Here is a 26,984-nt window from a genome sequence, read left to right on the forward strand (position 1 = left end):
CCGGCTCAGTTTCCTGCTGGCAGTAGCCGTTCGCTGACAGCCTTGCAATGTGCAGCCGGGCGGAGGGAGCTTGGGCCAGATGCTAAGTGGTCAGCGGCTGGAACCGACCGGGCGGGGATGCTGCCAGTTCCGACCAGTCGATTTCTTCCTCAAGGCGGTGGTAGGCTTCGTCGCCGATCGTTCCGTCGATGCGCAAACGCTCCAGCGCATCGCGCTGGCTCTTGATGGCGTAGAGACGCAATCTGTCATACTCGGTCGCCGCCTGGGCATCCTCGGGGTTTTCGGCGATGGCGCGCTGGGCGGCATATTGCTCTCGCACCGCCCCGGCCGCGCTCGATGTCTTGCCGCTGAGCACGTCCAGCGCCGCCTGCATGATGGCGACGCGCGCCTGCGCCACCTCCCGGTCGACCGTCCGGTCGAGGTCGAGATTGAGCAGAAGCAGCAACGGTTTCAGGCTGACGCCTTGCAGCACCAATGTGCCGAGCACGACCGTGAAAGCGGCGAGCACGATCGGATCACGGCCCGGAAAGTCGGCCGGCAAGGCGAAGGCTGCCGCAAGCGTCACCAGGCCGCGCATGCCGCACCAGCCGATGAGCACGCCGCCGCGGAATGTCGGTGCGTCCTTCCGCCTGTCCTCGTCGCCCAGACGTGCCAGCGCTCTGAGGATCGCGCCGCAGCCCAGAACCCAGACGAGCCGCGATACGATGACGACGGCCAGCACAGCCAGGGCAAAGACGAACGCCTCGCTTTGTCCTTGCTCGGCAAGTCGGCCGACGATGGACCGCGCTTGCAGGCCCATCAGAACGAAGGCCAGCACGTTGAGCACGAACACCGCCGTCTCCCAGACCGAGTAGGAACTGACACGATTCCTTGCCGGCATGCGGCGCGGCGATGTACGTGCGATCGTCATGGCGTAGACGACGATCGTGATGATGGCGGAAAGCCCTATCCTGTCGGCCAGGATCCAGACGCCGAAGGTTGAGGCGAATTGCACCACGGTGCCGCTCGCCGGGTCGTCGATGCGGCCGAGTATGGCGAGAGACAACCGGCCGAGCACATAGCCTGCGGCAAGGCTGCCGACCGTCGACAGCAGGATCATTGGAACGGCACTGCTCAACAGGATGGTGCCGGCGGCTGCGGAAACCGACATCCTGTAGATCAGCAGCGCCGTGGCGTCGTTGAGAAGGCTCTCGCCTTCCAGGATGGCGGTGATGCGGTGCGGCACCTTGAACTGTCCGAGCACGGCCGCCGCCGCCACCGCATCGGGCGGCGCTACGATCGCGCCGAGCGCTATGGCGGCGGCGATGGGCAAGCCTGCCATCGTCCAGCCGACCAGCGCGACCGTCACGGTGGTGAAGATGACGGCGCCAAGCGCCAGCAGGATGAGCGAAACCTTGTAGCGGTTGAGATCGCGCAGCGACGTGTCATAGGCCGCGTCGAGCAGAACCGGCGCGATGAACAGAGCGAGCGCCAGCCCCGGGTCGATCTCGATGGTCGGGGCAAACGGCAGGAAGGCGATGCCGGCGCCGGCCAGCGCCAGCAATGACGGATAGGGAATCTGCAGACGCCGCGACAACGCGGTCAGGGCGACCGCGATGAGAAGCAGGACAAGGGTGAGTTCAAAAAGCGCCATGCCTTATCGTAGCGGTGAAGCCGGGCGATTGGCACTGCAAAAACGACGACGGCTTTGGCTGCTGGTGAATGGTGAATGGTGAATGGTGAATGGTGAATGGTGAATGGCTGCGTGCAGAGGAATTTCGGCGCGTAAAGCGCATTCTTACTATTCACTGTTCACTATTCACTCTTCTCCTAATGCAGCACCAGCATGTCGCCCGACGAGAACGAAATCTCGGCCTTTTCGCCGACGGCCGGCGGCGGTGTGGCCGGACTGTTGAACGTGTCGAGCGAGACCGTGCTGCCGCCGATGCCGACGCGAACCCGGATGACCGAGCCGAGGAAATGCACCTCGGCGATTTCGCCCCAAAGGCTGGAATCGCGACCGGGGTGTCGGCCGAGCGAGATCGCCTCGGGCCGCAACGCCAGCGACAGCGTGTCGCCGGATTTCGAGCCGTTGAGCTTGCCCTTGAGCGAGACCTCTTGCGAGTTGACGCGCACCTTGCCCGAAGCGGCGTCGGTGACCGTGCCTTCGAGCACGTTCAGCGTGCCGACGAAATTGGCGACGAATTTGGTTGCCGGCCGGTTGTAGATCTCGAACGGCGTGCCGACCTGCTCGGCCTTGCCGCCATACATGACGGCGATGCGGTCGGAGATCGACAGCGCCTCTTCCTGGTCGTGGGTGACGAAGATGGTGGTGATGCCGAGCTTCTTCTGGATCGAGCGGATTTCCTCGCGCAGCGACACGCGCACCTTGGCATCGAGCGCCGACAGCGGCTCGTCGAGCAGCAGCAGTTTCGGCTTGGGCGCAATCGCCCGCGCCAGCGCGATGCGCTGCTGCTGGCCGCCGGACAGTTGGTAGGGATAGCGGTCGCCCATCTGCGGCAGCTTGATGATGTCGAGCATCTCGGCAACGCGCCTGTCGGCATCGGCCTTCGGCATACCGGCGACCTTCAGCCCGAAGCCGATATTCTGCGCCACGGTGAGGTTCGGAAACAGCGCATAGGCCTGGAACACCATGCCGATGTTGCGCTGGTTGGGCTTGAGCCGGGTGACGTCCTTGCCGGCCACGACAATCTTGCCGGCGGATGGCTCCTCGAAACCGGCGACCATGCGCAGCACCGTCGTCTTGCCGCAGCCCGACGGGCCAAGGAAGGAGACGAATTCGCCCGGCTCGACGTCGAGGTTGAAATCCTGCACCACAATGGCGGCGCCGAAGGATTTTCGCACCTGCTGGATTGAGAGGAATGGCTCGGCCATGGCTTTTTCTTTCGGCTTTTCGATCAGTTCGGGCTGTTCGCCGATCGCGGAGCGAAGCGCGACAGGATCTGGATCAGCGACATGCAGCCCCAGGTAATGGCAAAGGCGATGATGGCAAGCGCCGCCGGCTCATAGGCGCGATTGGCGCCGACGTTCTGCAGATAGGGTCCGAAAGCAGGCCGGTTGAGCAGGCTGGCCATGGTGAATTCGCCGATGACGATGGCGAAGGTCAGGAAGGCGCCCGACAGCACCGCGATCAGCACGTTGGGCAGGATGACCCGAGTGATGATCGTGCCCCAGCCGGCGCCGAGGATCTGCGCCGCCTCGGTCAGTGTCCGTACGTCGATTGTGCGAAGCCCGGTGTCGACGGCACGATACATATAGGGCAGCGCCAGTGTCGCATAACCGATGACCAGCAAGGCATTGGCTCCTGTCTCGCTGGCCAGGAACGGCAGCGGTGAGTTCGACCCGTACATTCTGATGTAGCCGAAGACGATAACGATGGCCGGAATGACCAGCGGCAGCAGCGTGATGAACTCGACGACGGGCCTGATCTGCGGCAGCCGCAGACGAATCCAGTACGCCGCCGGCACCACCACCAGCACGCCAAGGACGATGGTGAAGATGGCGGCGACCACCGAATAGATGAAGGTCGCCTGGAAGCGGGGATCGCCGAGCACGACCTGATAGGCATCGAAGGAATACGCGCCGCGCCGCATGCGCATGGAGAATTCCACGGTCGCGATCAGCGGAATGAAGAAATAGGCCGCGCCCAGCGCGAAGACGATCCAGGCCCAGAATCTGCCGGACTTCATTTGAGCCACCTCTCAGAGCGCGTCCGGAACCAGATGTAGAAGACATTGGCCAGCCCAGTGATGACGATCATGCCAAAGGCGATGGCGTAGCCGAGATGGGCATTGTGCAGCACGTCACCGCGGATCTGCGCGTAGAGCAGGATAGGGACGATGTTAAGCGAGGAGCCGGTCAGAGCGTAAGCGGTGGCGATGGCACCGAAGGCGTTGGCGAACAAGAGGATGACGGTGCCGAGGAAACTTGGCCAGATCACCGGAATGACGACCATGCGCCAGAACTGCGCCTGGGTCGCGCCAAGCGTTGCCGCCGCTTCGCCCCATTCCTTCTTCAGCCCATCGATCGCCGGCACGATGATCACCACCATCAGCGGGATCTGGAAATAGACATAGGTCAGCGTCAGGCCCCAGAACGACAGGATGTTGAAACCATGGGCATAAATGTTGAAGCCGACCAAGACGTTGAGCAGCACCGTGGCGAGCCCGAGCCGGCCGAGCGTCGCGAGAAAGGCGAAGGCCAGCGGCACGCCGGCAAAATTGGAGGCCACGCCGGAAAAGGTCAGTGTCGCCGAGCGTATCCACTCCGGCAGCCCGCCGCGCACGATGGCGATGGCAATGGCAAGTCCCGCGAAAGCACCGATCAGCGACGAGGCGAGGCTGACCTTGATTGAGATCCAGTAGGCGGCAACGATCGACGGCTGCGCCAAGGCCGCTATGTTTTCGAAAGTGAATTCGCCGGCATCGTTCCGGAATGCGCCCAGCATCAGATAGAGCGTCGGCAGGATCAGGAACATGATGGCGAAGATGAAGAAAGGCGCAACGCCAAGCCATTGCGTCGGCAGCCGCATGCTGCGGGCGTCGGCAGGAGGCGCGGTCTTCCCGGCAACAGCGTGATCGGACAACGAGATATCGGTCATGCGCCGGCTACCGTCCTGGAGGTATGCCGGGCGGCCATCTAAGCCGCCCGGCTGATCTCAAGTCTTACTTGACGTTGGCGCCGACGACGGCATCCCAGTTCTTGGTGATGGCTTCCTTGGCCTTGCCCTGCTCGTCGAGCGTCGGGAACACCGCGGCTGCATAGGACTCGGCCGGCGGCAGCTTGGCCATCACGTCAGCCGGGAGCTTGCCATTCTTGGCGAGGTCGTTGAAGCGGATCGGGTGACAATAGCCCTTCAGCCAGCCGACCTGGCCTTCGTCGGAATAGAGATATTCCAGCCACAGCTTGGCAGCATTCGGGTGCGGCGCATAGGCGCTGATCGCCTGAACATAGACGCCGGCGACGACACCGGTCTTCGGCACGACGACGTCGACCGGCGGATTGCCCTTCAGCGTATCACGGCCGGCAAGCGCGTTGTAATCCCAGGTTACCAGGATTGGCGTCTGGCCTTGAGCAAGCGTCGCGGGCTTGCCGATGACCGGCACGAAATTGCCGGCGGCGTTGAGCTTCTTGAAGAAGTCGAGACCAGCCGTGCCGGCGGCTTCGCCGGCAGCCGCACCGCCGGAAAGCCCGGCGGCATAGACTGCCTGGATGGCCTGGTTCGAAGCACGCGGGTCGCCGGCGAGCGCCACGGTATTGGCGAATTCCGGCTTCAGCAAGTCGGCCCAGTCGGCCGGCGCTTCCTTGACCAGGTCCTTGTTCACCAGAAACGAAAGCACGCCGTAATAGTCGCCGGTCCAAAAGCCTTCGGCATCCTTGGCGCTGTCCGGGATCGAGTCCCAGGTTGATACTTTATAAGCCTGGATCAGGCCATCCTTCTTGGCGGTCGGGCCGAAGCTCAGGCCGACGTCGATGACGTCGGGCGCTTGCGGGCCCTTGTTGTCCTTGTTGGCCTTGATCGCCTCGACCTCGTCGCCGGAGCCGGCATCGGGGTTGAGCTCGTTGACGGTGATCCCCGGATATTTTGCCTTGAAGCCGTCGATGACCGCGCCGTAGCCGCACCAGTCATGCGGCAGCGCGATGGTGGTGAGCTGGCCTTCAGCTTTGGCTGCGGCGACCAGTTCATCCATGGACTGGGCCGACGAGATGGCAGAGGTCGCCATCAGGGCGACGGCCGAAAGGGAAAGCAGTTTTCCCGTGAATTTGAACATGTGTTCTCTCCGTTGAACTGACGCCGTTGGACGCCTGCGATGCGGTATCGTTTTCGTGTGACAGCCAGATGAAAGCTTTGTGAAAGCGATGCCCCGCAGTATGAAAAAGTAAACTCTTTTTAACCGGCTGTAGCAATCGCTTCGCGATTCTTTTTCCGGCTAACTAGTTTCGATCTTGCCTTTCATCTTTCCCCCTTTCCTTTGCCTCTTTTCTCAAGTCGATTTCCGATGCGAAAATTGTCTCAGACGGTGCCGGCGATGGCGTTTTCGAGCAGCGTCAGCGCCGCCTTCTTGGTCAGCTTGACCGGGTTGCCGCCGGCGGTCGGATCGACCACCGCCATGTCGGCAATCAGGCCCTTACGCTTCTTGTCCATGTCGAGCCCCTTGATCAGGCCGGGCAGCGCATGCGGCACCTTGAGCTCCTTGCGCAGCTTGATGATCGCCTTGGCAAAACCGTCGAAGCCGCCCTTGATGCCGCAATAGGCGGCAAGCCGGGCGATGCGCGGCTCGATCGCCTCGCGGTTGAAGGCCAGCACGTAGGGCATGAACACGGCGTTGGTCATGCCGTGGTGGCTATCGTAGAGCGCGCCGATCGGATGCGACAGCGAATGAATCGCTCCAAGCCCTTTCTGGAAGGCGGCCGCTCCCATGGCAGCGGCGCTCATCATGTTGGCGCGGGCGACCAGATCCTTGCCGTTGGCATAGGCTTTCGGCAGGTTTTCGAAGACCAGCCTTATGCCTTCCACGGCGATGCCGTCGGCCATTGGGTGATAGCCCGGCGCGCAATAGGCTTCGAGACAGTGAGCGAGCGCATCCATGCCGGTGCCGGCGGTGATGAAGCCCGGCATCCCGACCGACAGCTCCGGATCGGCAATGACGATCGCCGGCAAGAGCTTTGGATGGAAGATGACCTTCTTGGTATGGGTCGCTTCATTGGTGATGACGCCGGCGCGGCCGACTTCCGAGCCGGTGCCGGCGGTGGTCGGCACGGCGATGATCGGCGCGATCGCATCGGCATCGGCGCGTGTCCACCAGTCGCCGACGTCCTCGAAATCCCAGACCGGCCGTGTCTGCCCGGCCTGGAAGGCGATCAGCTTGCCGAGGTCGAGCGCCGAGCCGCCGCCAAAGGCAATGACGCCGTCATGCTTGCCCTTCTTGAACACGGCAATGCCGGCGGTCAGGTTGGAATCCACCGGGTTCGGCTTGACCTCGGAAAATACGCCATAGGGCACCGTGGCGTCGTCGAGGATCTTCAGCGTCGAGGCCACCACCGGCAGCCTGGCCAGTCCCGGATCGGTGACGAACAGCGGCCGCTTGATGCCGGTCGCCGCCAGCACCTCCGGCAGCTCCTTGATGCGTCCGGCGCCGAAGCGGACGGTCGTCGGGTAATTCCATTTGGAAACGAGTTTTGTCATTTCGACCTTCTTGACTGCTTTCGTGCTCTCGGATGTCGTCAATTCACAAAGGTATTGGCCACACGGTCTGACCGCATCATGTACGGAATCCAGATGGCTGCGGCCCAGACGGAACGGTAAATTCCGCGCATCGTTTCGCTGTCGAACGCATCAGCCAAGGTTGGAAAGCTCTCGCGAAAAACCAGATGCGCGGCCCATGGGTCGAGGATGGCATATACCGGCATCGCGACTGCCCAAATCATGTACCAGCCCGGGAATATCTCCCAGCGCTTGAACATGAAGAACAATAACAGGACCGGGGCTGTAAGGCTTAGAACGCCTGCTGTCACCAGTTCGGCAACGAGCAGCGCACCTTGAGAAAAACTGAAGGCCTGCCAGTCGAAGCCGAGATAGTCGGTATTGTGCAGTTGTACCAACCCCAGTATCGGCGTGAGCATCAACCCGAGCATCGGCAGGACAAGCCATCCGCCGATACCCTCGGGACCCTCACCATCTGGCAGCGCCGATTGTTGTGTATCCGCCATTACTCCCCCTCAACAGCGATCGCATGCCTGTCGATCGCCACCTTAGATCACCTCGCGCAGATGGTATGATTTCGGCCTGGTCAGATTGTCGTAGCCGATGGCCGACAGTGCCGCGCCCTTGCCGGTGTCCTTGACGCCGGTCCAGACCAGCGCCGGGTCGAGATAGTCGCAGCGGTTCATGAACACGGTGCCGGTCTCGACACGATCGCCGATCGCCGCCGCATGCTCAATGTCGCGCGTCCAGATCGAGGCCGTCAGCCCATAGGGGCTGTCGTTCATCAGCGCGATCGCCTCCTCGTCGTTGCGCACCTTCATGATGCCGACGATCGGGCCAAAGCTTTCCTCGCGCATGACGCTCATCTGGTGGTCGACCTGGGTCAGCACTTCCGGCGCCAGATAGGGCGAACCTTGCCTGTCGTTGGCCACCTTCATATCGATGTGCGCCTTGGCGCCCTTGCGCAACGCCTCGGCCTTCTGCTCGCGGATCAGGTCGGCGAAGCGCGCCTGCGCCATCGGCCCCATGGTGGTCGCCTGGTCGAGCGGATTGCCGACGACGTAGTTCCTGGTCTCGGCAATGAAGCCCTCGACGAATTCATCGTAGACCGTCTCATGCACATAGACGCGCTCGATGCCGCAGCAGCACTGGCCGGAATTGTAGAAAGCGCCGTCGACCAGATTGGCAACGGCATGGTCCATCTTTGCGTCCGGCAGCACATAGGCCGGATCCTTGCCGCCGAGTTCGAGGCCGAGCGTCATGAAGGTGCCCGCCGCCGCCTTCTCGATGGCGCGGCCGCCGGCGACCGAGCCGGTGAAGTTGACATGGTCGATCTTGCCGGAGCCGAGCAGCCTTTCGGTCTGCGCGTGGTTCAGGACGAGGTTCTGGAACAGGCCCTTGGGCAGGCCGGCCTTATCAAACGCCTGCTGAAACCGCTCGCCGACCAACAATGTCTGTGCCGCATGCTTGAGGATGACAGCGCTGCCCGCCATCAGCGCCGGCACGATGGTGTTGACGGCGGTGAGATAGGGATAGTTCCACGGCGCGATCACCATGACGACGCCGAGTGGCACCTTCTTCACATAGCGGCGAAAGCCGTCCTTCGGATTGGAGGCCATGACCGGCTTCAGGGCCGCCTCGGCGATCTCGACCATGTAGCTGACGCGTTCCCTGACGCCGCCGAACTCGCCGCCATAGCGCACCGGCCGGCCCATCTGCCAGGCGATCTCCGGCACGATCTCGTCGGTCATGGCGACCAGCGCTTCCAGCATGGCAAGCATGTATTTGCCGCGCTCGATGACCGGCGTCTCAGCCCACTTCTCCTGCGCCGCCTTGGCACGTTCGACCGCGGCACCGATCGCCTGGTCGGTGGCAAGAGGCCGTTCGGCATAGATCGAACCGTCGACGGGGGATTTCATCTTGACCGTTTCGGTCATGCCTTGGGTCCTCGCATTCTACAATAATGTCGTTGGTTAGCGCCGCCCCTCATCCGCCTGCCGGCACCTTTTCCCGTATACTGACGGGGAGAAGGGACAAGCTCAGCGCCGGGCCGCCTCTCCCCCGTTCTTCACGGGAGAGGCTGAGGGTGAGGAGCGGCGCCAACGTTGCCAGATTATTCAATACCGCTCGAACCCCCTGTGCAGTTCCCAGTCCGTAATCCGGCGGTCGTACTCGAACTGTTCCCAGTGTGCCGTGTGGACGTAATGTTCCAGCACATCGTCGCCGAGCGCTTGCCTCAGCATTTTCGATTCCGCCAGCGTCGCGGTGGCGTCGCGCAATGTCTTTGGAATTTCAGGCAGCTGCGAGGCCTGGTAGGCATCACCGACGAAGGGCTTCTGCAGTTCAAGCTTTTCATCGATGCCGGCAAGCCCGGCCGCGATCAGCGCGGCGAAAGCCAGATAGGGGTTCAAATCGGCGCCGCCGATGCGGCATTCCATGCGGATGCCCTTGGTGCCCTCGCCGCAAAGACGGAAACCGGCGGTGCGGTTGTCCTCGCTCCACATGATCTTGGTCGGCGCAAAGGTGCCGGCCTGGAAGCGCTTGTAAGAGTTGATGTAGGGCGCGAGGAACCAGGTGAATTCCTTGGCATATTTGAGCTGCCCGGCCGCCCATTGCTGGCCGAGCGTCGACAGCGTCCACTCGGCATTTTTGTCGTAGAACAACGGCGTCTTCCCGTCGGCGCTCCACAGCGAATTATGGATGTGGCTGGAATTGCCGGCGAGCCCGTAATTGTACTTGGCCATGAACGAGATCGCCTTGCCTTCGGACTCGGCGATTTCCTTGGCGCCGTTCTTCAGGATGACGTGGCGGTCGGCCATGTCGAGCGCCTCGGCGTAGCGGACATTGATCTCCTCCTGGCCTGGCCCCCACTCGCCCTTCGAATTCTCGATCGGGATGCCGGCCGCCTCCATCTCGTTGCGCAGCCGGCGCATCACGCCTTCTTCCTTGGTGGTGATGCCGATCTGGTAGTCGCCGATATAGGGCGATGCCGTCTCGAGGCCCTGCCAGTGCTTCTTGCGGGCGGAATCGTAGGTTTCGCTGAACAGATAGAATTCGAGCTCGGAAGCGAAATAGCCGATATAGCCGCGATCCTGCAGCCGCTTGACCTGCTTCTTCAGCATGGCGCGCGGCGAATGCGCCAGGTCATCATGGGTATGGTGGTCGAGCACGTCGCAGATCACCAGCGCCGTCTTCTCCAGCCACGGAACGCGCCGCAGCGTCGCAAGGTCCGGCTTCATGACGAAATCGCCATAACCCTTCGACCAGCTCGCCGCCTTGTAGCCGGGCACCGGTTCCATATCGATGTCTGCGGCCAAGAGATAGTTGCAGCCATGCGTCTCGTCATGCGCGGAATCGACGAAATAGCGGGCCAGGAACCGCTTTCCCGCGAGCCGCCCCTGCATGTCGACGATGCAGGCCAGCACCGTGTCGACCTCGCCGCCGGAGACCGCTTGCTTCAACTGATCGAACGAGAAATTTCCGGCCATTCCTTTGGCACTCCAGCGCTTGTCGTTTCGGGCTTGTCACTTTGAAAAGGAAACGGAAACCCATGGCCGGCACGATGCCGGCCATGCTCATCAGAGAGCGTCAGGCGCCGGCCTCGCCGACAGCTATCTCGGCTGCCTTGATCGCCGCCTGGCGCTTTGCGATCTGGTCGCCGATGGGCGGACCCTGGAAGCGGCGGTTCTCGAAACCGAACCAAAGCACGGCGGTCAGCACAATGAAGCCCAAGGTGATATAGAGCACTTTGTCGTTCGGCGGCTGGATGGCGATGTAGAAGATGATCGCCATGCCGATGACCGACAGGATGCAAAACAGCTTGAACAGGCCGGCGCCGAGGTTCCATGGGCCGGGGTTCGGCCATTTTTCCGTTCCGAAAGCCATCATGCCGAGCACGATCGGAATGATGAAGGACAGAAACAGGAACACCAATGTCGAATTGACGACGATGGTATAGATGTTCGTGCCGCCGACCGAGATGAACTGGGCAAGAAAGACATAGATTACCTCGAGCACAGCAGCCGTCCAAATCGCATTGACCGGCGTGCGCCAGGTCGGGCTGACCTTGGCTAGCGAGGCCGAGCCGACCGGCATGCCGCCGTCACGCGAGAAGGCGAAAAGCATGCGCGAGGCAGAGGTGACCGTTGCCAGACCGCAGAGGAACTGCGCGATCAGGATGCCCAGATAGAGCAGTGTCTTCAGCCACGCCGGCAAGATCGCGTCCATCGTGGCGAAGAACACGCTCCAGCCCTGCTTGGCGCCGGCCGCCAGATCCGGAATCGCCAGTACGATCGCGCACAGCATCACCCAGCCGATCAGCGACGACCAGACTACGGACGAAACGATTGCCCGCGGAACCGAGTGCGCCGCCCTCAACGTTTCTTCCGAAGTATGCGCCGACGCGTCATAGCCAGTGATGGTGTAAACCGGCAGCAGCAGGCAGAGCAGGAAGAGATACGTCATGGAATCGGACTGCGGGAAAACACCGCCGCCCGCGTCGCCCGAATAGTTCGTGAACGTCCACAGCCGCGTGATGTCGATCGCTGGAGCAAACATCAGGCAGGCGACGATCAGCACGGCTGTCGTTGCCAGGATCAGGAAGCCGGAGGCGTCCGTCAACATAGCCGTCAATTTGATGCCGAAATGATTGAGCAGCGCCTGCAACACGGTGATGAAGGCGACAAACCCGACGATCTCACCAGGCGTGCCAGTCATGCCGAAGGCTCCGCCGAAAGTGCCGACGAAGAAGAAAGCAGTACCGATGTTGATGGCGCCGAGCACGGTGATCAGGCCGAGCAGATTGAGCCATGCGGTGAGCCAGCCAGTGAAACGGTTCCCTAGGATGGATGCCCAGTGATAGAGGCCGCCGGCGGTCGGAAATGCAGAGGCGATCTGGGCCATGGCGAGCGCGAAAAATCCCGAAACCATGCACCCGACGATCCAGCCGATGCCAGCGCCGGCGCCACCGATGGACGACGTCGCTTGCGCGAAGGAATTGATGCCGCCTGAGAGGATGCAGATGATCGAGAACGAGATCGCGAAATTCGAGAAGCGGCTCATGCTTCGCGACAGTTCCTGAGCATAGCCCATTCCGTGGAGAACTTTCAGGTCCTCCTTCTTGTCAACTTCGCTGTAACCCGGTGCTACCATTTTAAAGTCCCCTTTTGGTTTCTTAGCTGGCCGATTGAACTGACTTTCCGACTGCGCTTGGTCTGGAGTCCTTGGCCGCTTCGGGCTCCAGATTGAGAAAAATACCGGTGAGCAGATCCGCCCATTTCCGCTGCCCGGCCGCGCCGGCGATCTCGTCGTTGCGGATTTCAATCATTGCGCAGGGCAGCCCGCGCGAGCGCGCATGGCGTTCCAGCGTGAAATAGACCCGGTCGGCCGGCGAATAGGGTTCGTTGACGCCGACGCTGACGCCGGCAAGCCGCTTCAGTGTCGCGATCAGCGGCGCCGCCAGCCGGCGATCCTCGTCGTGGATGATGCCGATGTGCCAGGGCCGGCTTTTGCCTTTGTAGAGCGGCGTGAAGGAATGGATCGAGACCAGCCTGGTCTCCCGCCCGGCCGCCAGGCGCTCGTCGATGACCGTTGCGATCCGCTCGTGAAACGGTCGCCACGCCAGCGCGATGCGCGCCTCCCGCTGGTCGGCCGAAAGTCCCTGGTTGGCCGGGACCACGGTTTTTTCGCTGGCGCTGACCGTCACTATCAGGTCCGGCGCGTCGAGCGGCCGGTTGCAGTCGATGACGAGCCGCGAGATGCAGGTCTCGACCAGCGTCGCATCGAGCGCCTCGGCCATGCGGCGCGCCACCGGCAAGGCGCCGGGATCCCAGGCGATGTGGCGGGAAAGTTCCTCGGCGGCAAGGCCGAGCGTTCCGAATTCCGGTGGAAGGAAATTGGAGGCGTGGTCGCAGGTCAGCACGAAAGGGCTTGATCCGCCGGGGTTCGTCACCCTTACGGTTTCAGGCGATGCAAGGCTGGCGGGCCGTGCTGTCTCCATTGTCTGCTGTCCCCGGGGAGCGCTGTATCGTATGTTACGTATTTTGCCTCATTGCGTCCCTGCGGATGATTTCATACAGTTTGGCCGGCTTTGTCAAACGCGATTTCGATAATGCGCTAACGGCACGGCCAGGGTGGGGAAAAAGCATGGTTTCGAGCATTGCCGAACTGATCTCCGACCGTATCGGCACCATGCCGGCCGGCGAGCGGCGCGCAGCGCAAGCGCTGATCGCCAGCTATCCGCTGATCGGGCTGAAGACAGTCGCCGAATTCTCGGCTACGGCCGGCGTATCATCGCCGACGATCCTGCGTTTCGTCGCCCGGCTCGGCTTCCAGAACTATCCGGAATTCCAGTCGGCGCTGCAAGACGAACTGGCGGCGCAATTGCAGTCGCCGGCTTCGCGCACCCTCAATCCGCCATCGCAGGGCGCCAGCGCCGTCTCGCCAATGCTGGAGGCGACGCTCGACAACATGCGCGAGACATTCCGGCATCTCTCGGACAAACAGCTTGCCGACATCGTCGCCAAGCTAGCCGACCGGCGCGGCAAGACATTCCTGATCGGCGGCCGCTTCACCGACCCGCTGGCGCGCTACATGGCCGCCCACCTCGCCATCATCCAGCCCAACGTTTTTCACCTCGGCGGGCAGGAAAGCGTCTGGCGCGACCGACTGATCGACATGGGCAAGCGCGACGTGCTGGTGATCTTCGACATCAGGCGCTACCAGGACAGCTTGGTCCGTTTCGCCGAGACGGCCAACCAGCGCGGCGTGCAGATCGTGCTGTTTACCGACCAGTGGCTGTCGCCGATCGCCCGCTTCGCCCGCCATGTCATCGCCGGGCGCACCGCCGTGCCTTCGGCCTGGGACTCATCCGCCGCGCTTTTCGTCGTTGCCGAAGCCCTGATCGGCGCGGTCACAAGGCAGCTCGAAGCCGACGGCGCCAAACGCATCCGCGAACTGGAAAGCCTGCGGTAGAGCTCCTCCGGAAAGGCACGCCTTTCGCTTCGGTCTAGTCCACTAGAAAACTGATCATCTGCAGGATCAGGATCAGCAAAAGGACGCCAAAGACAGTCGCAACCACCGCTGCCAGCAGGACGGTGCGTTGTTTCTTACCCATGGCTTCCCCCCGACAGCATAGTCCCCGTCCACGACTGCGAATATCAGTCCCGCCCCACTGCTCGGCCACCTCCCAACTCCTCAAGACCCGCCTGCGGCTTGGGCGGAGGAGTAATGACGACTGGTTCACGTGCGAAATGAACCGCTTACCAAGGTGCTCGCTAACGGGCACGGCCGCATCATTCATCCGACCCATGTCACGGCCGAATGACCACCTTGCATTTCGGGCTTAACCATTCAGCCGCTAAGCGTGCCCCACTCCAGCTACTTTACCCATGGCAAGCATGATCGAAGTCCGGCTAACCTTGTCGACGTGAAGCCGCTTCCTTGAACCAAAGCGCGGTGAACTGCGCGGAGGAATTCGATGAGCTATCTGGACGAGCTGTTCTCAGTCGCCGGCAAGACGGCGCTGGTCACCGGCGCCGCGACCGGCATCGGCCGCATGGCGGCGACCGCTCTGGTCATGGCCGGCGCCTCGGTGATGATTGCCTCGCGCAAGGGCGAGGACTGCGCCAAGGTTGCCGGCGAGTTGAACGGACTTGGCGCATCCGGCCGGGCGGAAGGTTTTGCCGGCGACGTCTCCAGCGAGGCCGGCATTGCGGCGCTTGTGGCCGAGGTCAGGGCGCGGACCGAGCGGCTGCATATCCTGGTCAACAATGCCGGCATCTCCTGGGGCGCGCCGCTGGAAAGCTTTCCCTACCATGCCTGGGCCAAGGTGTTCGGCGTCAACGTCAGCGCGGTCTTCCACCTGACGCGCGAATTGCTGCCTCTGCTCGAGGCGGCCGCCGGCGATGCCGACCCGGCCCGGGTGATCAACCTCGGATCGGTGATGGGCACGCAGCCGTTGGCCGAAGATGCCTACTCCTACTCGGCCTCGAAGGCCGCGGTTCACCACCTGACGCGCATCCTGGCAATCGAGTTCGCCGCCCGCCGCATCACCGTCAACGCCTTTGCGCCTGGCCCTTTCCAGAGCCGGATGACGGCCTTCGCCACCGGCACCGAGGACCAGGCAAGACACATCGGCAACCACGTTCCGATCGGCCGCATCGGCGCACCGGATGACATTGCCGGCGCAACGCTCTATTTGTGCAGCCGGGCCGGCAGCTATGTCACCGGCGCCATCCTGCCGATCGATGGCGGGCAGTCGGTGCAACACGGGCTGACATTGTTCAAGGAATGAGACGCACGCCATCCGGCAACGAAATGCCGGGGGTGAAGATGGAGGACATCAGCGTGGAACCGATCAGTCTCGATGTGCTTCTGGCCAACGTCGGCAAGGAAGTCGGCGTGTCGCCATGGCGGGTCGTCACCCAGCGCATGATCGACCAGTTCGCCGATGCCACCGACGACCATCAGTTCATCCATTGCGATCCGGAACGCGCCAGCCGCGAAACACCGTTCGGCGGCACCATCGCGCATGGCTTCCTGTCGCTTTCGCTGTTGTCGGCGATGACCTTCGAAACCATGCCGCCGCTGGAAAACAGCAAGATGGGCGTCAATCATGGCTTCGATTCGCTGCGCTTCCTGGCGCCGGTGAAGACCGGCTCGCGCATCCGCACCCGTTTCGTGCTGGCCGACGTCAAGGTCAGGCCGTCGGGGTGGGTGCAGACGGCGCACGACGTGACGATCGAGATCGAGGGCTCGAAGAAACCGGCGCTGACCGCGCGCTGGCTGACGCTGACGCTGATCGAACGCCAGCCGGAAGCGGTCTGACTCTCGTCGGGCTGAGAAGCCCGAATCTATCTGTGCCAAATCTATTTGGCTTCGGCCGCGACGTACTTCATGTGGCGGCTGACCTGCAGCGCAATGTAGACGACCAGTGAACAACCGATTGGGAACACGATCTCGTTGAGGCCGGTTGCGATCGCCTGCGGCATTGCGAGAGCAGCGTCGTTCGCCGCGGCCGTCTCGATGGTCAGCACCGTGATGCCGCCGCCGAATACCGCGCCTATCAGGGCGCCTGCCAGCGCGAAATGGAGCGGACGCGGTTCTTCCTTCGATGCCAGCGACGCCAGTGCCCAGCCGAGCAGCCCGTATTCGATCGCCCGCAGCACACCGAGCGTCGTGAGCGACAGGATGGCCGGCTTTGCCGCCGCGTCCAGCGCGCTGACCATAACCTTTTGCGTCCCTTTGGCGATGCCCATCGCCAGTGGCGCCGAAATCGCACCGATCAGGCCACCGAGCGAGGCTCGCACCTTGGTGAGCGCCGTGCCGAGGCTGACGCCCGCGCAGACGAAGAACGACCAGGTCACGCCTTGCGCCAGTTCGATCAGAACCTGCGTCGTCGCCGGGTAGGCACCTGCCGCAAATCTGACGGTCAGAATGAGAGCTTCCATGGCGAAGCCGAGCGCGATCGCCAGCCATGCGACCATGACGACGCGCCTGAGCGCCATCCTGGCGCGATGAGAAAGCGGGTCCACGTCCGGCACGCCGGACGAAAGCTCAGTTCCGGTCATAACGGCCTCCCGAAACGAAATTTTTGCAGAGCCGCGAATTAGTCTTTGTCTCTAACAGTCCGATGTTGCCGGCTTTATTGCCTGGTTACATCGTTTTGTGAGGTCAAGCCTCTGCTTCACACCGCCCTTGCCCGACGCCGTACAGCGTATATATGCTGCATCCAGCATCAGTCATAAGGCAGTAGAAAGTTGCAGCTAAGCGTCCAGGAGCGCCGCGAAAAACAAAAGGCCGAACTGCGTTCCGAACTTGTCGACGCCGCGCGCAAGCTTGTCCAGGAAGAAGGCTATGACGGCCTCACCATCCGCAAGCTCGCCAAGCGCGTCGGCTATGCGCCGATGTCGGTCTATTCCTATTTCGCCGACAAGCAGGACATCCTGTTCGCGCTGGCCGAGGATGCCTTCGAGACCCTGGCCAGGCGCATCGCAAATCATACGGCCGACGACCCGATCGAGGCGCTCAAGGCGGTGCTTGTCGAATACGCCGCCTTCGGGCTGGAAAATCCCAACGAGTACCGCACCGTCTTCATGACCGAAAAAGTCAAGCCGCCGACCGGCAAGACCTTTGCCGAGATGGAAGGCGGCAACCCGGCGATGAAAGTGCTGATCGAGAGGGTCGAAGCCTGCGTTGCCGCCGGCAGGCTCAAAGGCGATCCACGCGCCATCGCCACCATGCTGTGGGCGGTCGGCCACGGCGCCATCTCGCTGCTGATCACCTTCCCGTTCTACCCGTTCGGCGACCAGACGACGTTCATCACACGGATCGGCGACATCATGCTCGAAGCCATCGCCGCGCACGAGATTGCGCCGCTCACGCCGCCCGTCAACTGCTGAAGAGCGGCGCTCCTCCCGATCTGCAGGATCTTCTCCGAACGATCCGCGCCACAGCGCCGAGCGTTCGGCAATTCTCCGTACGCGTACGATTCTGCTTGAACATCGGGAGTCCAGGGCGTATCTGTACGCAATACCGTACAAGTACGAGAAATTCAATAGCTGAACCGGAGACCGACGATGAAGAAGGCAATCCTCACGCTCGCCGCCCTGCTGGCGCTCTCTAGCGCCGCATTTGCCGGCAGCAGTCAGACAGGCAAGCAAGAAGCGGCCTGCATCGACACCAAGGCTGATGTGAAGCTCGATTGCGCGCCGACCGGATCGCTTGAAAAGGCGGACGCCGCGGCCCACAAGGCCGGCAGCAAGGGCCCGAGGCTCGGCATCGGCATCGACCCGTGGATCGTGCCAAGCAGCTTCTGAGCCGACGGGCGACAACACGCGGTGATGAACCGAAAGGGCGGCAGCAATTACCGGCCGCCCATCGTGCTGCCTCAGCCCTGCTTTTTGTCACCCCGCGCAGATCACTTCTTGCGCTTCTGTCCCACCACGCTTTTGGGCTTGCCGGGTCTTGCCGGTGCGCCGGGAATGGCCGTTCCGGTGATCGATACCGGATCGCTGGCCGGGAATGTATCCTCGAGGCCTTCCTCGAGTTCCTCTTCGATATCCGTCCCAGTGCGCTGCTCGTCTTCGAAAGAGCGCACGGCCGGCGTCTTGACCGGCGACTTCGGCGCGGAGTTCGGCGGCATTTGCGTTCTCCCTCGGCTCGCTGTCGCAGAACGGGCGGGCGCGGCGAACATGCCTATGCTGCCGCGTCGCGCGCCGCCTCCGACAGAAAAGTAAAGACATAATCGGAAAAGGAACGCCAGCATTCGACGCGGAACGCGTCGGCCGCCGTGCGCAACAGCACGATTTCGACCTTGCCGAGAATGGTACGCGACGCCGCCCCGACCGGAAAGACGTCGAGCGACAGATCCTGCGGGCAGCCGGCATTGATCGTCGCCGCGGCAGCCGGACCGGTAACCGATATGGCGACGTTGCGGTGCGAGATGCCGACCGCCGAATGCAGTACGGAAATGCTGGCGCAGTCGGCGAGCGGATCTTTTCCGCTCTCGTCGATGACCAGCCATTCGTCCGGCCCGAGCCACAAGGCCGTGCGTCCGGCCTTTGCCGCCGAGGTTTTCGGCCTTTGCGGCAGGACGACGCCGAGCGCTTTCGAAAGTGCCGCAATCGAGGCTTCCGGCGCGCGCAGCGATATGCGCTCGGCCGGCGGCAGCACGGCAAGTGTAACGCCGGCGGCGGAAAGCGACTGGCCGGCGAGAGCTGGACGGCGTTCGACTGAGGGTCCGGCGGCGTCGGTTTTCAAAGCGGCTTTAGCCATTGAGGCGCTCCCCCTTCTCGTCGAAGAACACCATGCCGGTGACCTCCACCTCGATCATCCCGTCCGGCATCGGCACATAGAGCGTCTCGCCCGTGCGATCGCGGCCGCCGGCGACCAGCCCCAGCGCGATCGAGCGGCCGCAATTTTGCGACCAATAGCTCGAGGTGACATGGCCAATCATCTTCATCGGGATTGCCTGCTTCGGGTCCGCGACGATCTGCGCGCCCTCCTCCAGCACCACCTTGGGATCCCTGGTCTTCAGGCCGACAAGCTGCTTGCGGCCCTTGGCGACCAGGTCCGGCCGCGCCATGCCGCGAATGCCGACGAAATCGGTCTTCTTCTTGCCGACGGCCCAGTCGAGCCCGGCATCGTTCGGCGTCACCGTCCCGTCGGTATCCTGGCCGACGATGATGTAGCCCTTTTCGGCGCGCAGCACATGCATCGACTCGGTGCCGTAGGCACAGGCTCCGTGCTTCTGGCCCTCGGCCCATAGCGCTTCCCAGACCGCCTCGCCATAATCGGCCGGCACGTTGACCTCGAAGCCGCGCTCACCGCTGAACGACATGCGAAACAGCCTTGTCGGCACGCCGCAGATCCTGCCTTCGCGCACCGACATATGCGGCAGCGCCTCATCCGACATGTCGATGCCCTCGACCAGCGGCGCAATGATGTCGCGAGACTTCGGTCCCTGCACGGCAATCACCGCCCACTGCTCGGTGATCGAGGTCAGCCAGACGTTGAGATGCGGGAACTCGGTCTGGAGATAGTCTTCCATATGGTTCATGACCCGCGGCGCGCCGCCCGTCGTCGTCGTCACATGGAAACGGTCGGGTGCAAGCCTGCCGACGACACCGTCGTCATAGATGAAGCCGTCCTCGCGCAGCATGATGCCGTACCGGCAGCGGCCGGGCTCGAGCTTCTCCCATGGATTGGTGTAGAGCAGTTCCATGAATTTGGCCGCATCCGGCCCGACCACCTCGATCTTGCCCAGCGTCGAGGCGTCAAACAGGCCGGCCGTCTTGCGCACCGTCACGCATTCGCGGTCGACGGCGGCATGTATGTCCTCGCCCGGCTTCGGGAAATACCAGGCGCGCTTCCACTGGCCGACATCCTCGAATACAGCGCCCTGGCGCTCGGCCCAGGGATGGATCGCCGTCTTGCGGGTCGGGTCGAACAGGGGACCCCGCGCGTGGCCGACGATCGAGCCGAATGTCACCGGCGTATAGGGCGCGCGGAACGTCGTCAGCCCGACCTGCGGGATCGGCTTGCCCAACGTCTCGGCGGCAATCGCCAGGCCGTGCATGTTGGAGGTCTTGCCCTGGTCGGTCGCCATGCCATTGGTGGTGAAGCGCTTGACGTGCTCGATCGAGCGCATGCCCTCATGCACTGCCTGGCGGATGTCCTTGGCGGTGACGTCGTTCTGGAAGTCGACAAAGGCCTTGACCGTCGTATCCGATCCGGCACCGGGTGCTGCACCCAGCATGCCGCGCGACCAGCTCTCGCCGGCGTCGACCTTCGGCTTGGAGCCCTTGGCCGGCCTGCTGCCGGCGTCCTTGGCCGCCTTGGCGCCCGCTGCATAGGCCTCGTCGATCGTCGCCGACAGCCCGTCGGTACCGTTGCAGGCGCCGACCGAGACGCAGTCCTGCGCATAAATTCCGGGCACGAAGCGCTTGGTCTCGTCATTGAAGGCGACCTTGCCGCGCGATTGCGAGAACAGATGCACCGATGGCGTCCAGCCGGCCGACATCAGAATCGCGTCAACCGGGATGGTGCGCTCGCCGCCGCCATTCTTCGGCTGCACGGTCATCGACGACACCCGCAATTTGCCGCCGGCGCGGATCACCGCGCGGCCGAAATTGACCTCGATGCCGAGCGCCCTCGCCTCGTCGATCGCCGGCCCGGTCGGGTTGTCGCGCAGGTCGACGATCGCCGCCACGTTGATGCCGGCCTTTTTCAGGTCGATCGCCGCCGCATAGGCGGAATCGTTCGCCGTATAGACGCCGATATTCCTGCCGACGGCGACGCCGTAATGGTTGAGATAGGTGCGCGCCGCCGACGCCAGCATGATGCCCGGCCGGTCGTTGTCGGCAAACACCATGTGGCGCTCGATGGCGCCGGTCGCCAGTACCACGCGTTTAGCGCGAACCTGCCACAGCCGCTCGCGCGGCAGGTCGCGGCCGGGGTTCTGCAGATGGTCGCTGACGCGCTCGACCAGCCCGACGAAATTCTGCGCGTAATAGCCGAAGGCCGTGGTACGCGGCAGCACGCGGACATTGTCCATCGCGCTCAACTTGGCGAGAGCCGATTGCGCCCAGGAAAAGCCGTCCTGGCCTTCGATCTTCGCGCCGCTCTCGAAGCGCAGGCTGCCGCCGAATTCCGCCTGCTCGTCGGCAAGGATAACGCGCGCGCCGGTCTCGGCCGCGGCCAATGCTGCGGCGATGCCCGCGGCACCGCCGCCAAGCACCAGCACCTCGCAATGGGCGAAGCGCGCCGAATAGTGGTCGGGATCCGGCTGGTCAGGAGCGACGCCGAGACCGGCAGCGGCGCGGATCTTGGGCTCGTAGAGGTTTTTCCACGCGGCCTTCGGCCACATGAAGGTCTTGTAGTAGAAGCCGGCCGAAAGCATCGGCGAGGCGATGCTGCTGACCGCACCGATGTCGAAAGCGAGCGATGGCCAGCGGTTCTGTGACTGTGCGGTCAGTCCGTCATAGAGCTCCTGCACCGTAGCTCGGACGTTCGGCGTCTTGCGTGCCGCGTCGCGCTTGATCTCGACCAGCGCGTTCGGCTCTTCGGCGCCGGCCGACAGCAAGCCGCGCGGCCGGTGGTACTTGAACGAGCGGCCGACGAGATGGACGCCGTTTGCAAGCAGCGCCGAGGCCAACGTATCGCCCTCGATGCCGGTATAGGGGCGGCCGTCGAAGCTGAAGCCAGCTATCTTTGCCTGTTTGAGCCGCCCGGCGCCGGCAATGCGGAACGTGGCGCTCATTTGGCGGCTCCCGGCAGCTTTACGGGCTTCGGCTCGCCGGCCTTGTAGGTCATCAGGAACCTGTCGCTGACGGTGTCGCGCACGGCGTTGAAGAACCGCGCGCAGCCATGCATGTGCCGCCAGCGCTCATAGATGATCCCCTTGGGGTTTGAGCGGATGAAGAAGAACTTTTCAAAATCGTCGTCGCTCTCGCTGGCGATGTTTGGGGAACGCGCGATATGCGCCTCGCCGGCGTTGCGGAATTCGAGCTCCGGACGCTCTTCCTCGCAATAGGGGCAGCGGATGAGAAGCATCAATCGACTTTCTTGGATTTGGTCGACCCATCATGTGCAGAGCCGTCATGTCTGCCACGATTGGTCACAACATTTTCTTCGGCAGGGCGGTCTTCGACGAGCAATCCTACCGCGCGCAAATTCACTTTGGCTCGATCGACATCAGCTTGCGTTCGTGGTCCAGAGAAGGTTCTTGGGGAACCGATATTCAGAAACGCGTTTTTGAGTATTTTCGGTATGGCAAACGCCCACACGCAGAAAAAAGTAAGTACGCCCACAACTACAAACATGGCCAACATGACCGGATCGACCCCGTTAGCCTCATACCCGACTATTCGAACCAAAATCTCCCTGACCACCAACAGCATGAAGAGCACCGTGACGCCCACGAGGGCCAATCCGAAAAGCATGGTGTGAGTCTTGCGAGTCATTTCGGCTTCAGTGCGCCACCGCTGCCGCCGCCGCCTCGTCGATGAGGCGGCCGGTGCGGAAGCGCTCGATGGTGAAGGGCGCGTTGATCGGGTGCGGATCGTCCCTGGCGATCGTATGGGCAAAGACATGGCCCGAACCCGGCGTCGCCTTGAAGCCGCCTGTGCCCCAGCCGCAATTGACATAGAGGCCGGGCACCGGCGTCTTGGCCAGGATCGGCGAACGGTCCGGCGTCACATCGACGATGCCGCCCCATGAGCGCAGCATCTTCATGCGCGTGAAGATCGGGAACATCTCGCAGATGGCGTCCAGCGTATGCTGCAAAATGTGCAGCCCGCCGGTCTGCGAATAGGAGACATATTGGTCGGTGCCGGCGCCGATGACCAGTTCGCCCTTGTCGGACTGCGAGATATAGGCATGCACGGTGTTCGACATCACCACGCAAGGCACCACCGGCTTGACCGGCTCCGACACCAGCGCCTGCAGCGGATAGCTTTCCAGCGGCATGCGCACGCCAGCCATGTTCATGATCACCGATGAGTGCCCGGCGGCAACCACGCCGACCTTCCTGGCACCGATGAAGCCGCGCGTCGTCTCGACACCGGTGACCGCGCCGTTCGGCGCCCGTTTGACGCCGGTGACCTCGCAATTCTGGATGATGTGGACGCCGCGCGCCGAGGCGCCGCGCGCATAGCCCCAGGCGACGGCATCGTGCCGCGCCGTGCCGCCGCGGCGCTGCAGGGAGGCGCCCATCACCGGATAGCGCGCATTGCGCGAAATGTTGAGCGGCGGGCAGAATTCCTTGGCCTGCTCCGGCGTCAGCCATTCATTGTCGATGCCGTTCAGCCGGTTGGCATGGACGTGCCGCTTCAGGACCTGGATGTCGTGGATGTTATGGGCGAGCATCATGACGCCGCGCGGCGAATACATGACGTTGTAGTTGAGCTCCTGGCTGAGCCCGTCCCACAGCTTCAGCGCATGGTCGTAGATGCCGGCGCTCTCGTCGTAGAGATAGTTCGAGCGGATGATGGTGGTGTTGCGCCCGGTATTGCCGCCGCCCAGCCAGCCTTTTTCCAATACCGCGACGTTGGTGATGCCGTGCACGGTGGCGAGATAATAGGCGGTGGCCAGGCCGTGGCCGCCGGCGCCGACGATGATGACGTCGTATTCCTTCTTCGGCTCCGGCGAGGACCATTGTTCCTCCCAGCCCTTGTGACCGCGCATGGCCTCGCGGGCGATGGCGAATACCGAGTATTTCTTCAACGTCGCAGGCCTCGCAAATGACGGCCGGGCATCCACTCGAACCCCGGCGCGCGAGCTTGTATCACTAGCGAAACCGTGCTGCCAGCCTTGCACTGTTTGCGACGGCGCTTGCCGTTTTGCGCCGTGGTGAAAAAGCCGCATCCGGCAGGTTGATGCAATTGCCTTCCACCGCTATCCGTCGCCTGACGATCGGAGGATTATGGCGGTGGGTAACGTCTGGTGGAATCTGACATTGCGCTTCTTGCTGGAGCTCGCCGCTTTGCTCGGCCTCGGCATGGCGGGCTGGAGCCTCTCAGCGGGCATGTGGCGCTGGATCCTTGCCATGTCATTGCCGTTCGTTGCCGCCGCGCTCTGGGGAATCTTCGCGGTGCCGAACGATCCGAGCCGGTCGGGGCGGGCGCCGATTCCGGTGCCGGGCGGTGTGCGGCTGGTGCTCGAGCTCGTCATCCTGTTCGGCGGCGCTGCCGGATTCCACCTGGCCGGTTACACGACAGCCGGCATTGCCGTCGCCCTGCTGATCGCCGTCAGCTACGCATTTTCGCTCGATCGGCTCGGCTGGCTGCTTAGGCAATAGTCGCCTTGCACCGTTTGCGACGGCGCTTGCCGTTTTGCGCCGTGCTTTCACTGGTCGCTCTTCTGAGCTTCGCCTTTTGAGGGGTCAGCCGGAGCACGCTTCAGGATGGACGGCCCAATCGCATAGGTCGCCCGCAAATAACCTTTGTGGCAATCGGCAGCGATTTGACGAATTTCCGCATCGTCCGACTGCTCCGCCATGGCCACGAAGCGCTCGACGATCACCTCGCGCGGCCTGATAGCCACGGCCGCCGCAAAGCGCCGCAAAACCGCATCCGGATGTTCGAGTAACCGTGGCAGGTCCTTGGAACTCGGCATGACATAATGACCATAGGCGTCGACCAGTGTCGTGAAAGCCGAGTCCGGGCGAAGCGCGGCGGCATTTTCCACCGCAAGCCCTAGCTGCCAGCGCTGTGCAAGGCAGATGAACTGGACGACTCTCCACCGAACGCCGGCATGTTCGTCATCCAGCCGCAGCATCACGCGGCCGAGAATGGCGGCATCGGCCGGCGGGGTGCATCCCAGAAGCGCCTCGATTGCGTCGAAGCGGAGATGAGAAGCTTTGCTATCGAGCAGATCGGCTATCTCGGCGACAACACAATTTAGCTTGTAGCTGAGCCTGGAACCCATTTCGACCGCTATGAACACCGCTGCAGCTTGTGTCTGGCCATTGCTGGAGACCAGCAGCGGCCGGAGGTTTTCGATCGGAAAGCCTTTGCCAAATTCCGAACGAAGAGCCCACGTCAACTCGCTGTCGCCCTCGTAGCCGGGCTCCAGCAACTTGCTCATCATGTCTTGGGGGGTCATTGCAAATGGGTGGCGCGTCCACCCGCAAGTTTGGATGACGACCCGTAGCCTGGTGGCCAGCGGACGTCAAGAAGCGCTGTCGGCCACAGCGCAGGTATCGGGTGGCTCGCACCGCCTCTATCTGCGACCAAGCATCCGATTGCCGGCAAGAGCCGGCGCCAAAAAAGGATGCAGAAAATGTTCGCACTCGCCAACAAGGTCGCCATCGTCACTGGCGCCAGTTCCGGCATCGGCCGCGCCACGGCAAAGCTCTTTGCCGAGGAAGGCGCCAGGCTCGTCGTCGCCGCCCGCCGCCAGGCGGAACTCGATGCGCTGGTTGCCGAAATCGAAGACGCCGACGGCACGGCTATCGCTCTTGCCGGCGATGTCCGTGACGAGGCCTACGCGAAAGTCCTGGTCGACCTGGCGGTCGAGAAATTCGGCGGGCTCGACATCGCCTTCAACAATGCCGGCTCGGTCGGCAGGATGGGGCCGGTCTCTGAGCTGTCGCTGGAGGGCTGGCGCGAGACGCTCGATACCAATCTGACCAGCGCCTTTCTCGGCGCGAAATACCAGGTGCCGGCGATGGTCGAACGCGGCGGCGGCTCGTTGATCTTCACCTCAACCTTCGTCGGCTACACGGTCGGCATGCCCGGCATGACCAGCTATGCCGCGAGCAAGGCCGGACTGATCGGATTGACGCAGGTGCTGGCCGCCGAATTTGGCGCCAAGGGGATTCGAGTCAACGCGCTGCTGCCGGGCGGCACCGACACGCCTTCGGCGACATTCAACACACCTGAATCGCGGGCGTTCGTCGAAAACCTGCATGCCTTGAAGCGCGTCGCCGAGCCAGAGGAGATCGCCCGCTCGGCGCTTTACCTGGCTTCCGATGCATCGAGCTTCACCACCGGCACGGCACTGTTCGCCGACGGCGGTGTCTCGATCACCCGCACGTAAAGCGTTTCGCGGTTGGCGTCGGCCCGCCAGCCGCAATGTCGGCCCGCCAGCCGCAATGCCGGAAAAACCGGTCTTGCTTTTCCCGGCGATTTGACGATTCCGTCTTCTCCTCGAAAACGGGTTGGAAACATGCTGCTGATCAGGACCTATATCGCTGCAAGCGCAATCGAAGGCGTCGGCGTGTTCGCCGCCGAGCCGATCCGGAAAGGGGCGCAGATCTGGCGGCTCGATCCGGACTTCGACCGGCTGATCCCGATGGAAAGATACGAGACGGCGCCGCCGCACCTCAAGGAATTGCTCGACAGATATGCCTATCCGAGTCCGGACCGGCCGGGCTTCATGGTCTATGAGGTCGACAATGGCCGCTTCATGAACCACGCCGACAAGCCGAACACCGACTTTTCGCAATATGGCGGGGCCACCGCGACCCGCGACATCGCCGCCGGCGAGGAAATAACCTGCGACTACGGCGAGTTCTTCGAGGGTTTCGAGCAGCTCCACCTGGCCACGGCGTAGCGGCGCCTATCTGGCCCAAGGCGAATTTTGTTCTTGCTTTGTGCCGTCAGCTATGCTACTAATCTTGATATGGTGCTGATTCACACCAAGGACCCGCCCCCGAGGCGGGTTTTTCGTTTCGGGATCGGCACCGCCTCTCAATCGGCTGTGGACAGAGCCCCTTGATTCTGCTATCAGCCGCCCCAATTCGTGGTGTAACGCGCCGCGGAGGCTTGCGGCTATG

The 26,984-nt window shown here is 62.9% G+C and carries 27 protein-coding genes; 8 read left to right on the forward strand and 19 right to left on the reverse strand.

The features are described from left to right. Positions 1-82: 82 nt before the first annotated feature. From NKH60_RS05770 to NKH60_RS05820, 11 genes are all read right to left on the reverse strand, one after another. On the reverse strand, positions 83-1,633 hold the full coding sequence (locus tag NKH60_RS05770; protein WP_352539373.1) for a cation:proton antiporter: 1,551 nt from the start codon (positions 1,631-1,633) through the stop codon (positions 83-85). Between the two features lie 176 nt (positions 1,634-1,809). Then, on the reverse strand, positions 1,810-2,874 hold the full coding sequence (locus NKH60_RS05775) for an ABC transporter ATP-binding protein (RefSeq protein WP_352612935.1): 1,065 nt from the start codon (positions 2,872-2,874) through the stop codon (positions 1,810-1,812). Positions 2,875-2,897: 23 nt separating this feature from the next. After that, positions 2,898-3,689, reverse strand: a complete 792-nt coding sequence (locus NKH60_RS05780; protein WP_352539375.1) for an ABC transporter permease — start codon at positions 3,687-3,689, stop codon at positions 2,898-2,900. Then, positions 3,686-4,600, reverse strand: a complete 915-nt coding sequence (locus NKH60_RS05785; protein WP_023675356.1) for an ABC transporter permease — start codon at positions 4,598-4,600, stop codon at positions 3,686-3,688. The genes NKH60_RS05780 and NKH60_RS05785 overlap by 4 nt, the downstream gene beginning before the upstream one ends. 64 nt (positions 4,601-4,664) lie before the next feature. Next, on the reverse strand, positions 4,665-5,771 hold the full coding sequence (locus NKH60_RS05790; protein WP_352539376.1) for an ABC transporter substrate-binding protein: 1,107 nt from the start codon (positions 5,769-5,771) through the stop codon (positions 4,665-4,667). A gap of 242 nt (positions 5,772-6,013) precedes the next feature. Further along, entirely contained in the window at positions 6,014-7,186 is a 1,173-nt protein-coding gene (locus NKH60_RS05795; protein WP_352612939.1) for an iron-containing alcohol dehydrogenase, read from the reverse strand. Positions 7,187-7,224: 38 nt separating this feature from the next. Next, positions 7,225-7,710, reverse strand: coding sequence for a DUF2569 domain-containing protein (locus NKH60_RS05800; RefSeq protein ID WP_352767095.1), 486 nt, complete (start codon positions 7,708-7,710; stop codon positions 7,225-7,227). 42 nt (positions 7,711-7,752) lie between these two features. Continuing rightward, positions 7,753-9,141, reverse strand: a complete 1,389-nt coding sequence (locus tag NKH60_RS05805) for an aldehyde dehydrogenase family protein (RefSeq protein ID WP_352612942.1) — start codon at positions 9,139-9,141, stop codon at positions 7,753-7,755. 180 nt (positions 9,142-9,321) lie between these two features. Further along, complete coding sequence (locus tag NKH60_RS05810; protein WP_352612944.1) at positions 9,322-10,692, reverse strand: glutamine synthetase family protein; 1,371 nt, start codon at positions 10,690-10,692, stop codon at positions 9,322-9,324. Between the two features lie 100 nt (positions 10,693-10,792). Continuing rightward, positions 10,793-12,355 carry an amino acid permease gene (locus tag NKH60_RS05815; RefSeq protein ID WP_352612946.1) on the reverse strand — a complete coding sequence of 521 codons (1,563 nt, stop codon included), beginning with the start codon at positions 12,353-12,355 and terminating at the stop codon, positions 10,793-10,795. Positions 12,356-12,377: 22 nt separating this feature from the next. Next, positions 12,378-13,202 (reverse strand): N-formylglutamate amidohydrolase, encoded by an 825-nt coding sequence (locus NKH60_RS05820; RefSeq protein ID WP_352818212.1) that lies wholly within the window; start codon positions 13,200-13,202, stop codon positions 12,378-12,380. A 146-nt stretch (positions 13,203-13,348) separates the two neighbouring features. Here NKH60_RS05820 and NKH60_RS05825 point away from each other — a divergent pair, with 146 nt between their 5' ends. From NKH60_RS05825 to NKH60_RS05835, 3 genes are all read left to right on the forward strand, one after another. Next, positions 13,349-14,176 carry a MurR/RpiR family transcriptional regulator gene (locus NKH60_RS05825; protein ID WP_352832490.1) on the forward strand — a complete coding sequence of 276 codons (828 nt, stop codon included), beginning with the start codon at positions 13,349-13,351 and terminating at the stop codon, positions 14,174-14,176. 505 nt (positions 14,177-14,681) lie between these two features. Next, the gene (locus tag NKH60_RS05830; protein WP_352832493.1) at positions 14,682-15,497 is read left to right on the forward strand and encodes an SDR family oxidoreductase; all 816 of its coding nucleotides are present in this window, start codon (positions 14,682-14,684) and stop codon (positions 15,495-15,497) included. A 38-nt stretch (positions 15,498-15,535) separates the two neighbouring features. Further along, complete coding sequence (locus NKH60_RS05835) at positions 15,536-16,030, forward strand: MaoC family dehydratase (protein ID WP_031211357.1); 495 nt, start codon at positions 15,536-15,538, stop codon at positions 16,028-16,030. Positions 16,031-16,071: 41 nt separating this feature from the next. On the opposite strand, the gene NKH60_RS05840 is transcribed toward NKH60_RS05835, so the two are convergent. After that, positions 16,072-16,773, reverse strand: a complete 702-nt coding sequence (locus tag NKH60_RS05840; RefSeq protein WP_352469493.1) for a hypothetical protein — start codon at positions 16,771-16,773, stop codon at positions 16,072-16,074. A gap of 189 nt (positions 16,774-16,962) precedes the next feature. Here NKH60_RS05840 and NKH60_RS05845 point away from each other — a divergent pair, with 189 nt between their 5' ends. Both NKH60_RS05845 and NKH60_RS05850 read left to right on the forward strand, forming a co-directional pair. After that, entirely contained in the window at positions 16,963-17,604 is a 642-nt protein-coding gene (locus NKH60_RS05845) for a TetR/AcrR family transcriptional regulator (protein ID WP_352850072.1), read from the forward strand. A 177-nt stretch (positions 17,605-17,781) separates the two neighbouring features. Continuing rightward, positions 17,782-18,021: a DUF680 domain-containing protein gene (locus tag NKH60_RS05850; protein ID WP_352469490.1), complete on the forward strand. Its 240-nt coding sequence runs from the start codon at positions 17,782-17,784 to the stop codon at positions 18,019-18,021. Between the two features lie 101 nt (positions 18,022-18,122). On the opposite strand, the gene NKH60_RS05855 is transcribed toward NKH60_RS05850, so the two are convergent. The 6 genes from NKH60_RS05855 to NKH60_RS05880 are packed head-to-tail and all read right to left on the reverse strand — an operon-like array spanning position 18,123 to position 23,929. Then, entirely contained in the window at positions 18,123-18,347 is a 225-nt protein-coding gene (locus NKH60_RS05855; protein WP_023675341.1) for a hypothetical protein, read from the reverse strand. 53 nt (positions 18,348-18,400) lie between these two features. Further along, the gene (locus tag NKH60_RS05860; protein ID WP_352539384.1) at positions 18,401-18,979 is read right to left on the reverse strand and encodes a sarcosine oxidase subunit gamma; all 579 of its coding nucleotides are present in this window, start codon (positions 18,977-18,979) and stop codon (positions 18,401-18,403) included. Next, complete coding sequence (locus NKH60_RS05865) at positions 18,972-21,965, reverse strand: sarcosine oxidase subunit alpha (RefSeq protein WP_352832498.1); 2,994 nt, start codon at positions 21,963-21,965, stop codon at positions 18,972-18,974. The genes NKH60_RS05860 and NKH60_RS05865 overlap by 8 nt, the downstream gene beginning before the upstream one ends. Further along, entirely contained in the window at positions 21,962-22,258 is a 297-nt protein-coding gene (locus NKH60_RS05870) for a sarcosine oxidase subunit delta (RefSeq protein WP_023675338.1), read from the reverse strand. The genes NKH60_RS05865 and NKH60_RS05870 overlap by 4 nt, the downstream gene beginning before the upstream one ends. Next, a complete protein-coding gene (locus NKH60_RS05875; protein ID WP_352469486.1) occupies positions 22,258-22,668 on the reverse strand; it encodes a hypothetical protein in 411 nt (136 codons plus the stop codon). The genes NKH60_RS05870 and NKH60_RS05875 overlap by 1 nt, the downstream gene beginning before the upstream one ends. A gap of 7 nt (positions 22,669-22,675) precedes the next feature. Next, positions 22,676-23,929 (reverse strand): sarcosine oxidase subunit beta, encoded by a 1,254-nt coding sequence (locus NKH60_RS05880; protein WP_352469485.1) that lies wholly within the window; start codon positions 23,927-23,929, stop codon positions 22,676-22,678. Positions 23,930-24,128: 199 nt separating this feature from the next. Between NKH60_RS05880 and NKH60_RS05885 the strand changes: the two genes are divergently transcribed. Further along, positions 24,129-24,503: a YrdB family protein gene (locus tag NKH60_RS05885; protein WP_352832500.1), complete on the forward strand. Its 375-nt coding sequence runs from the start codon at positions 24,129-24,131 to the stop codon at positions 24,501-24,503. Positions 24,504-24,550: 47 nt separating this feature from the next. On the opposite strand, the gene NKH60_RS05890 is transcribed toward NKH60_RS05885, so the two are convergent. Then, positions 24,551-25,294, reverse strand: a complete 744-nt coding sequence (locus NKH60_RS05890; protein WP_352850073.1) for a hypothetical protein — start codon at positions 25,292-25,294, stop codon at positions 24,551-24,553. A 192-nt stretch (positions 25,295-25,486) separates the two neighbouring features. Between NKH60_RS05890 and NKH60_RS05895 the strand changes: the two genes are divergently transcribed. Together NKH60_RS05895 and NKH60_RS05900 are read left to right on the forward strand one after the other, a co-directional pair. Further along, a complete protein-coding gene (locus tag NKH60_RS05895; RefSeq protein WP_352832506.1) occupies positions 25,487-26,245 on the forward strand; it encodes an SDR family oxidoreductase in 759 nt (252 codons plus the stop codon). Between the two features lie 129 nt (positions 26,246-26,374). Then, the gene (locus NKH60_RS05900) at positions 26,375-26,761 is read left to right on the forward strand and encodes an SET domain-containing protein (RefSeq protein ID WP_352454023.1); all 387 of its coding nucleotides are present in this window, start codon (positions 26,375-26,377) and stop codon (positions 26,759-26,761) included. The last annotated feature ends 223 nt before the right edge of the window (positions 26,762-26,984 follow it).

Origin of the sequence: Mesorhizobium sp. M1006 (assembly GCF_040318825.1) — a bacterium.
Classification (GTDB): Bacteria; Pseudomonadota; Alphaproteobacteria; order Rhizobiales; family Rhizobiaceae; genus Mesorhizobium.

Excerpts from the sequence above, each read along its gene's own strand:
- NKH60_RS05770 (WP_352539373.1), bottom strand. The coding sequence starts at position 1,633 with ATGGCGCTTTTTGAACTCACCCTTGTCCTGCTTCTCATCGCGGTCGCC.
- NKH60_RS05775 (WP_352612935.1), bottom strand. The coding sequence starts at position 2,874 with ATGGCCGAGCCATTCCTCTCAATCCAGCAGGTGCGAAAATCCTTCGGC.
- NKH60_RS05780 (WP_352539375.1), bottom strand. The coding sequence starts at position 3,689 with ATGAAGTCCGGCAGATTCTGGGCCTGGATCGTCTTCGCGCTGGGCGCG.
- NKH60_RS05785 (WP_023675356.1), bottom strand. The coding sequence starts at position 4,600 with ATGACCGATATCTCGTTGTCCGATCACGCTGTTGCCGGGAAGACCGCG.
- NKH60_RS05790 (WP_352539376.1), bottom strand. The coding sequence starts at position 5,771 with ATGTTCAAATTCACGGGAAAACTGCTTTCCCTTTCGGCCGTCGCCCTG.
- NKH60_RS05795 (WP_352612939.1), bottom strand. The coding sequence starts at position 7,186 with ATGACAAAACTCGTTTCCAAATGGAATTACCCGACGACCGTCCGCTTC.
- NKH60_RS05800 (WP_352767095.1), bottom strand. The coding sequence starts at position 7,710 with ATGGCGGATACACAACAATCGGCGCTGCCAGATGGTGAGGGTCCCGAG.
- NKH60_RS05805 (WP_352612942.1), bottom strand. The coding sequence starts at position 9,141 with ATGACCGAAACGGTCAAGATGAAATCCCCCGTCGACGGTTCGATCTAT.
- NKH60_RS05810 (WP_352612944.1), bottom strand. The coding sequence starts at position 10,692 with ATGGCCGGAAATTTCTCGTTCGATCAGTTGAAGCAAGCGGTCTCCGGC.
- NKH60_RS05815 (WP_352612946.1), bottom strand. The coding sequence starts at position 12,355 with ATGGTAGCACCGGGTTACAGCGAAGTTGACAAGAAGGAGGACCTGAAA.
- NKH60_RS05820 (WP_352818212.1), bottom strand. The coding sequence starts at position 13,202 with ATGGAGACAGCACGGCCCGCCAGCCTTGCATCGCCTGAAACCGTAAGG.
- NKH60_RS05825 (WP_352832490.1), top strand. The coding sequence starts at position 13,349 with ATGGTTTCGAGCATTGCCGAACTGATCTCCGACCGTATCGGCACCATG.
- NKH60_RS05830 (WP_352832493.1), top strand. The coding sequence starts at position 14,682 with ATGAGCTATCTGGACGAGCTGTTCTCAGTCGCCGGCAAGACGGCGCTG.
- NKH60_RS05835 (WP_031211357.1), top strand. The coding sequence starts at position 15,536 with ATGGAGGACATCAGCGTGGAACCGATCAGTCTCGATGTGCTTCTGGCC.
- NKH60_RS05840 (WP_352469493.1), bottom strand. The coding sequence starts at position 16,773 with ATGACCGGAACTGAGCTTTCGTCCGGCGTGCCGGACGTGGACCCGCTT.
- NKH60_RS05850 (WP_352469490.1), top strand. The coding sequence starts at position 17,782 with ATGAAGAAGGCAATCCTCACGCTCGCCGCCCTGCTGGCGCTCTCTAGC.
- NKH60_RS05855 (WP_023675341.1), bottom strand. The coding sequence starts at position 18,347 with ATGCCGCCGAACTCCGCGCCGAAGTCGCCGGTCAAGACGCCGGCCGTG.
- NKH60_RS05860 (WP_352539384.1), bottom strand. The coding sequence starts at position 18,979 with ATGGCTAAAGCCGCTTTGAAAACCGACGCCGCCGGACCCTCAGTCGAA.
- NKH60_RS05865 (WP_352832498.1), bottom strand. The coding sequence starts at position 21,965 with ATGAGCGCCACGTTCCGCATTGCCGGCGCCGGGCGGCTCAAACAGGCA.
- NKH60_RS05870 (WP_023675338.1), bottom strand. The coding sequence starts at position 22,258 with ATGCTTCTCATCCGCTGCCCCTATTGCGAGGAAGAGCGTCCGGAGCTC.
- NKH60_RS05875 (WP_352469486.1), bottom strand. The coding sequence starts at position 22,668 with ATGACTCGCAAGACTCACACCATGCTTTTCGGATTGGCCCTCGTGGGC.
- NKH60_RS05885 (WP_352832500.1), top strand. The coding sequence starts at position 24,129 with ATGGCGGTGGGTAACGTCTGGTGGAATCTGACATTGCGCTTCTTGCTG.
- NKH60_RS05890 (WP_352850073.1), bottom strand. The coding sequence starts at position 25,294 with ATGATGAGCAAGTTGCTGGAGCCCGGCTACGAGGGCGACAGCGAGTTG.
- NKH60_RS05895 (WP_352832506.1), top strand. The coding sequence starts at position 25,487 with ATGTTCGCACTCGCCAACAAGGTCGCCATCGTCACTGGCGCCAGTTCC.
- NKH60_RS05900 (WP_352454023.1), top strand. The coding sequence starts at position 26,375 with ATGCTGCTGATCAGGACCTATATCGCTGCAAGCGCAATCGAAGGCGTC.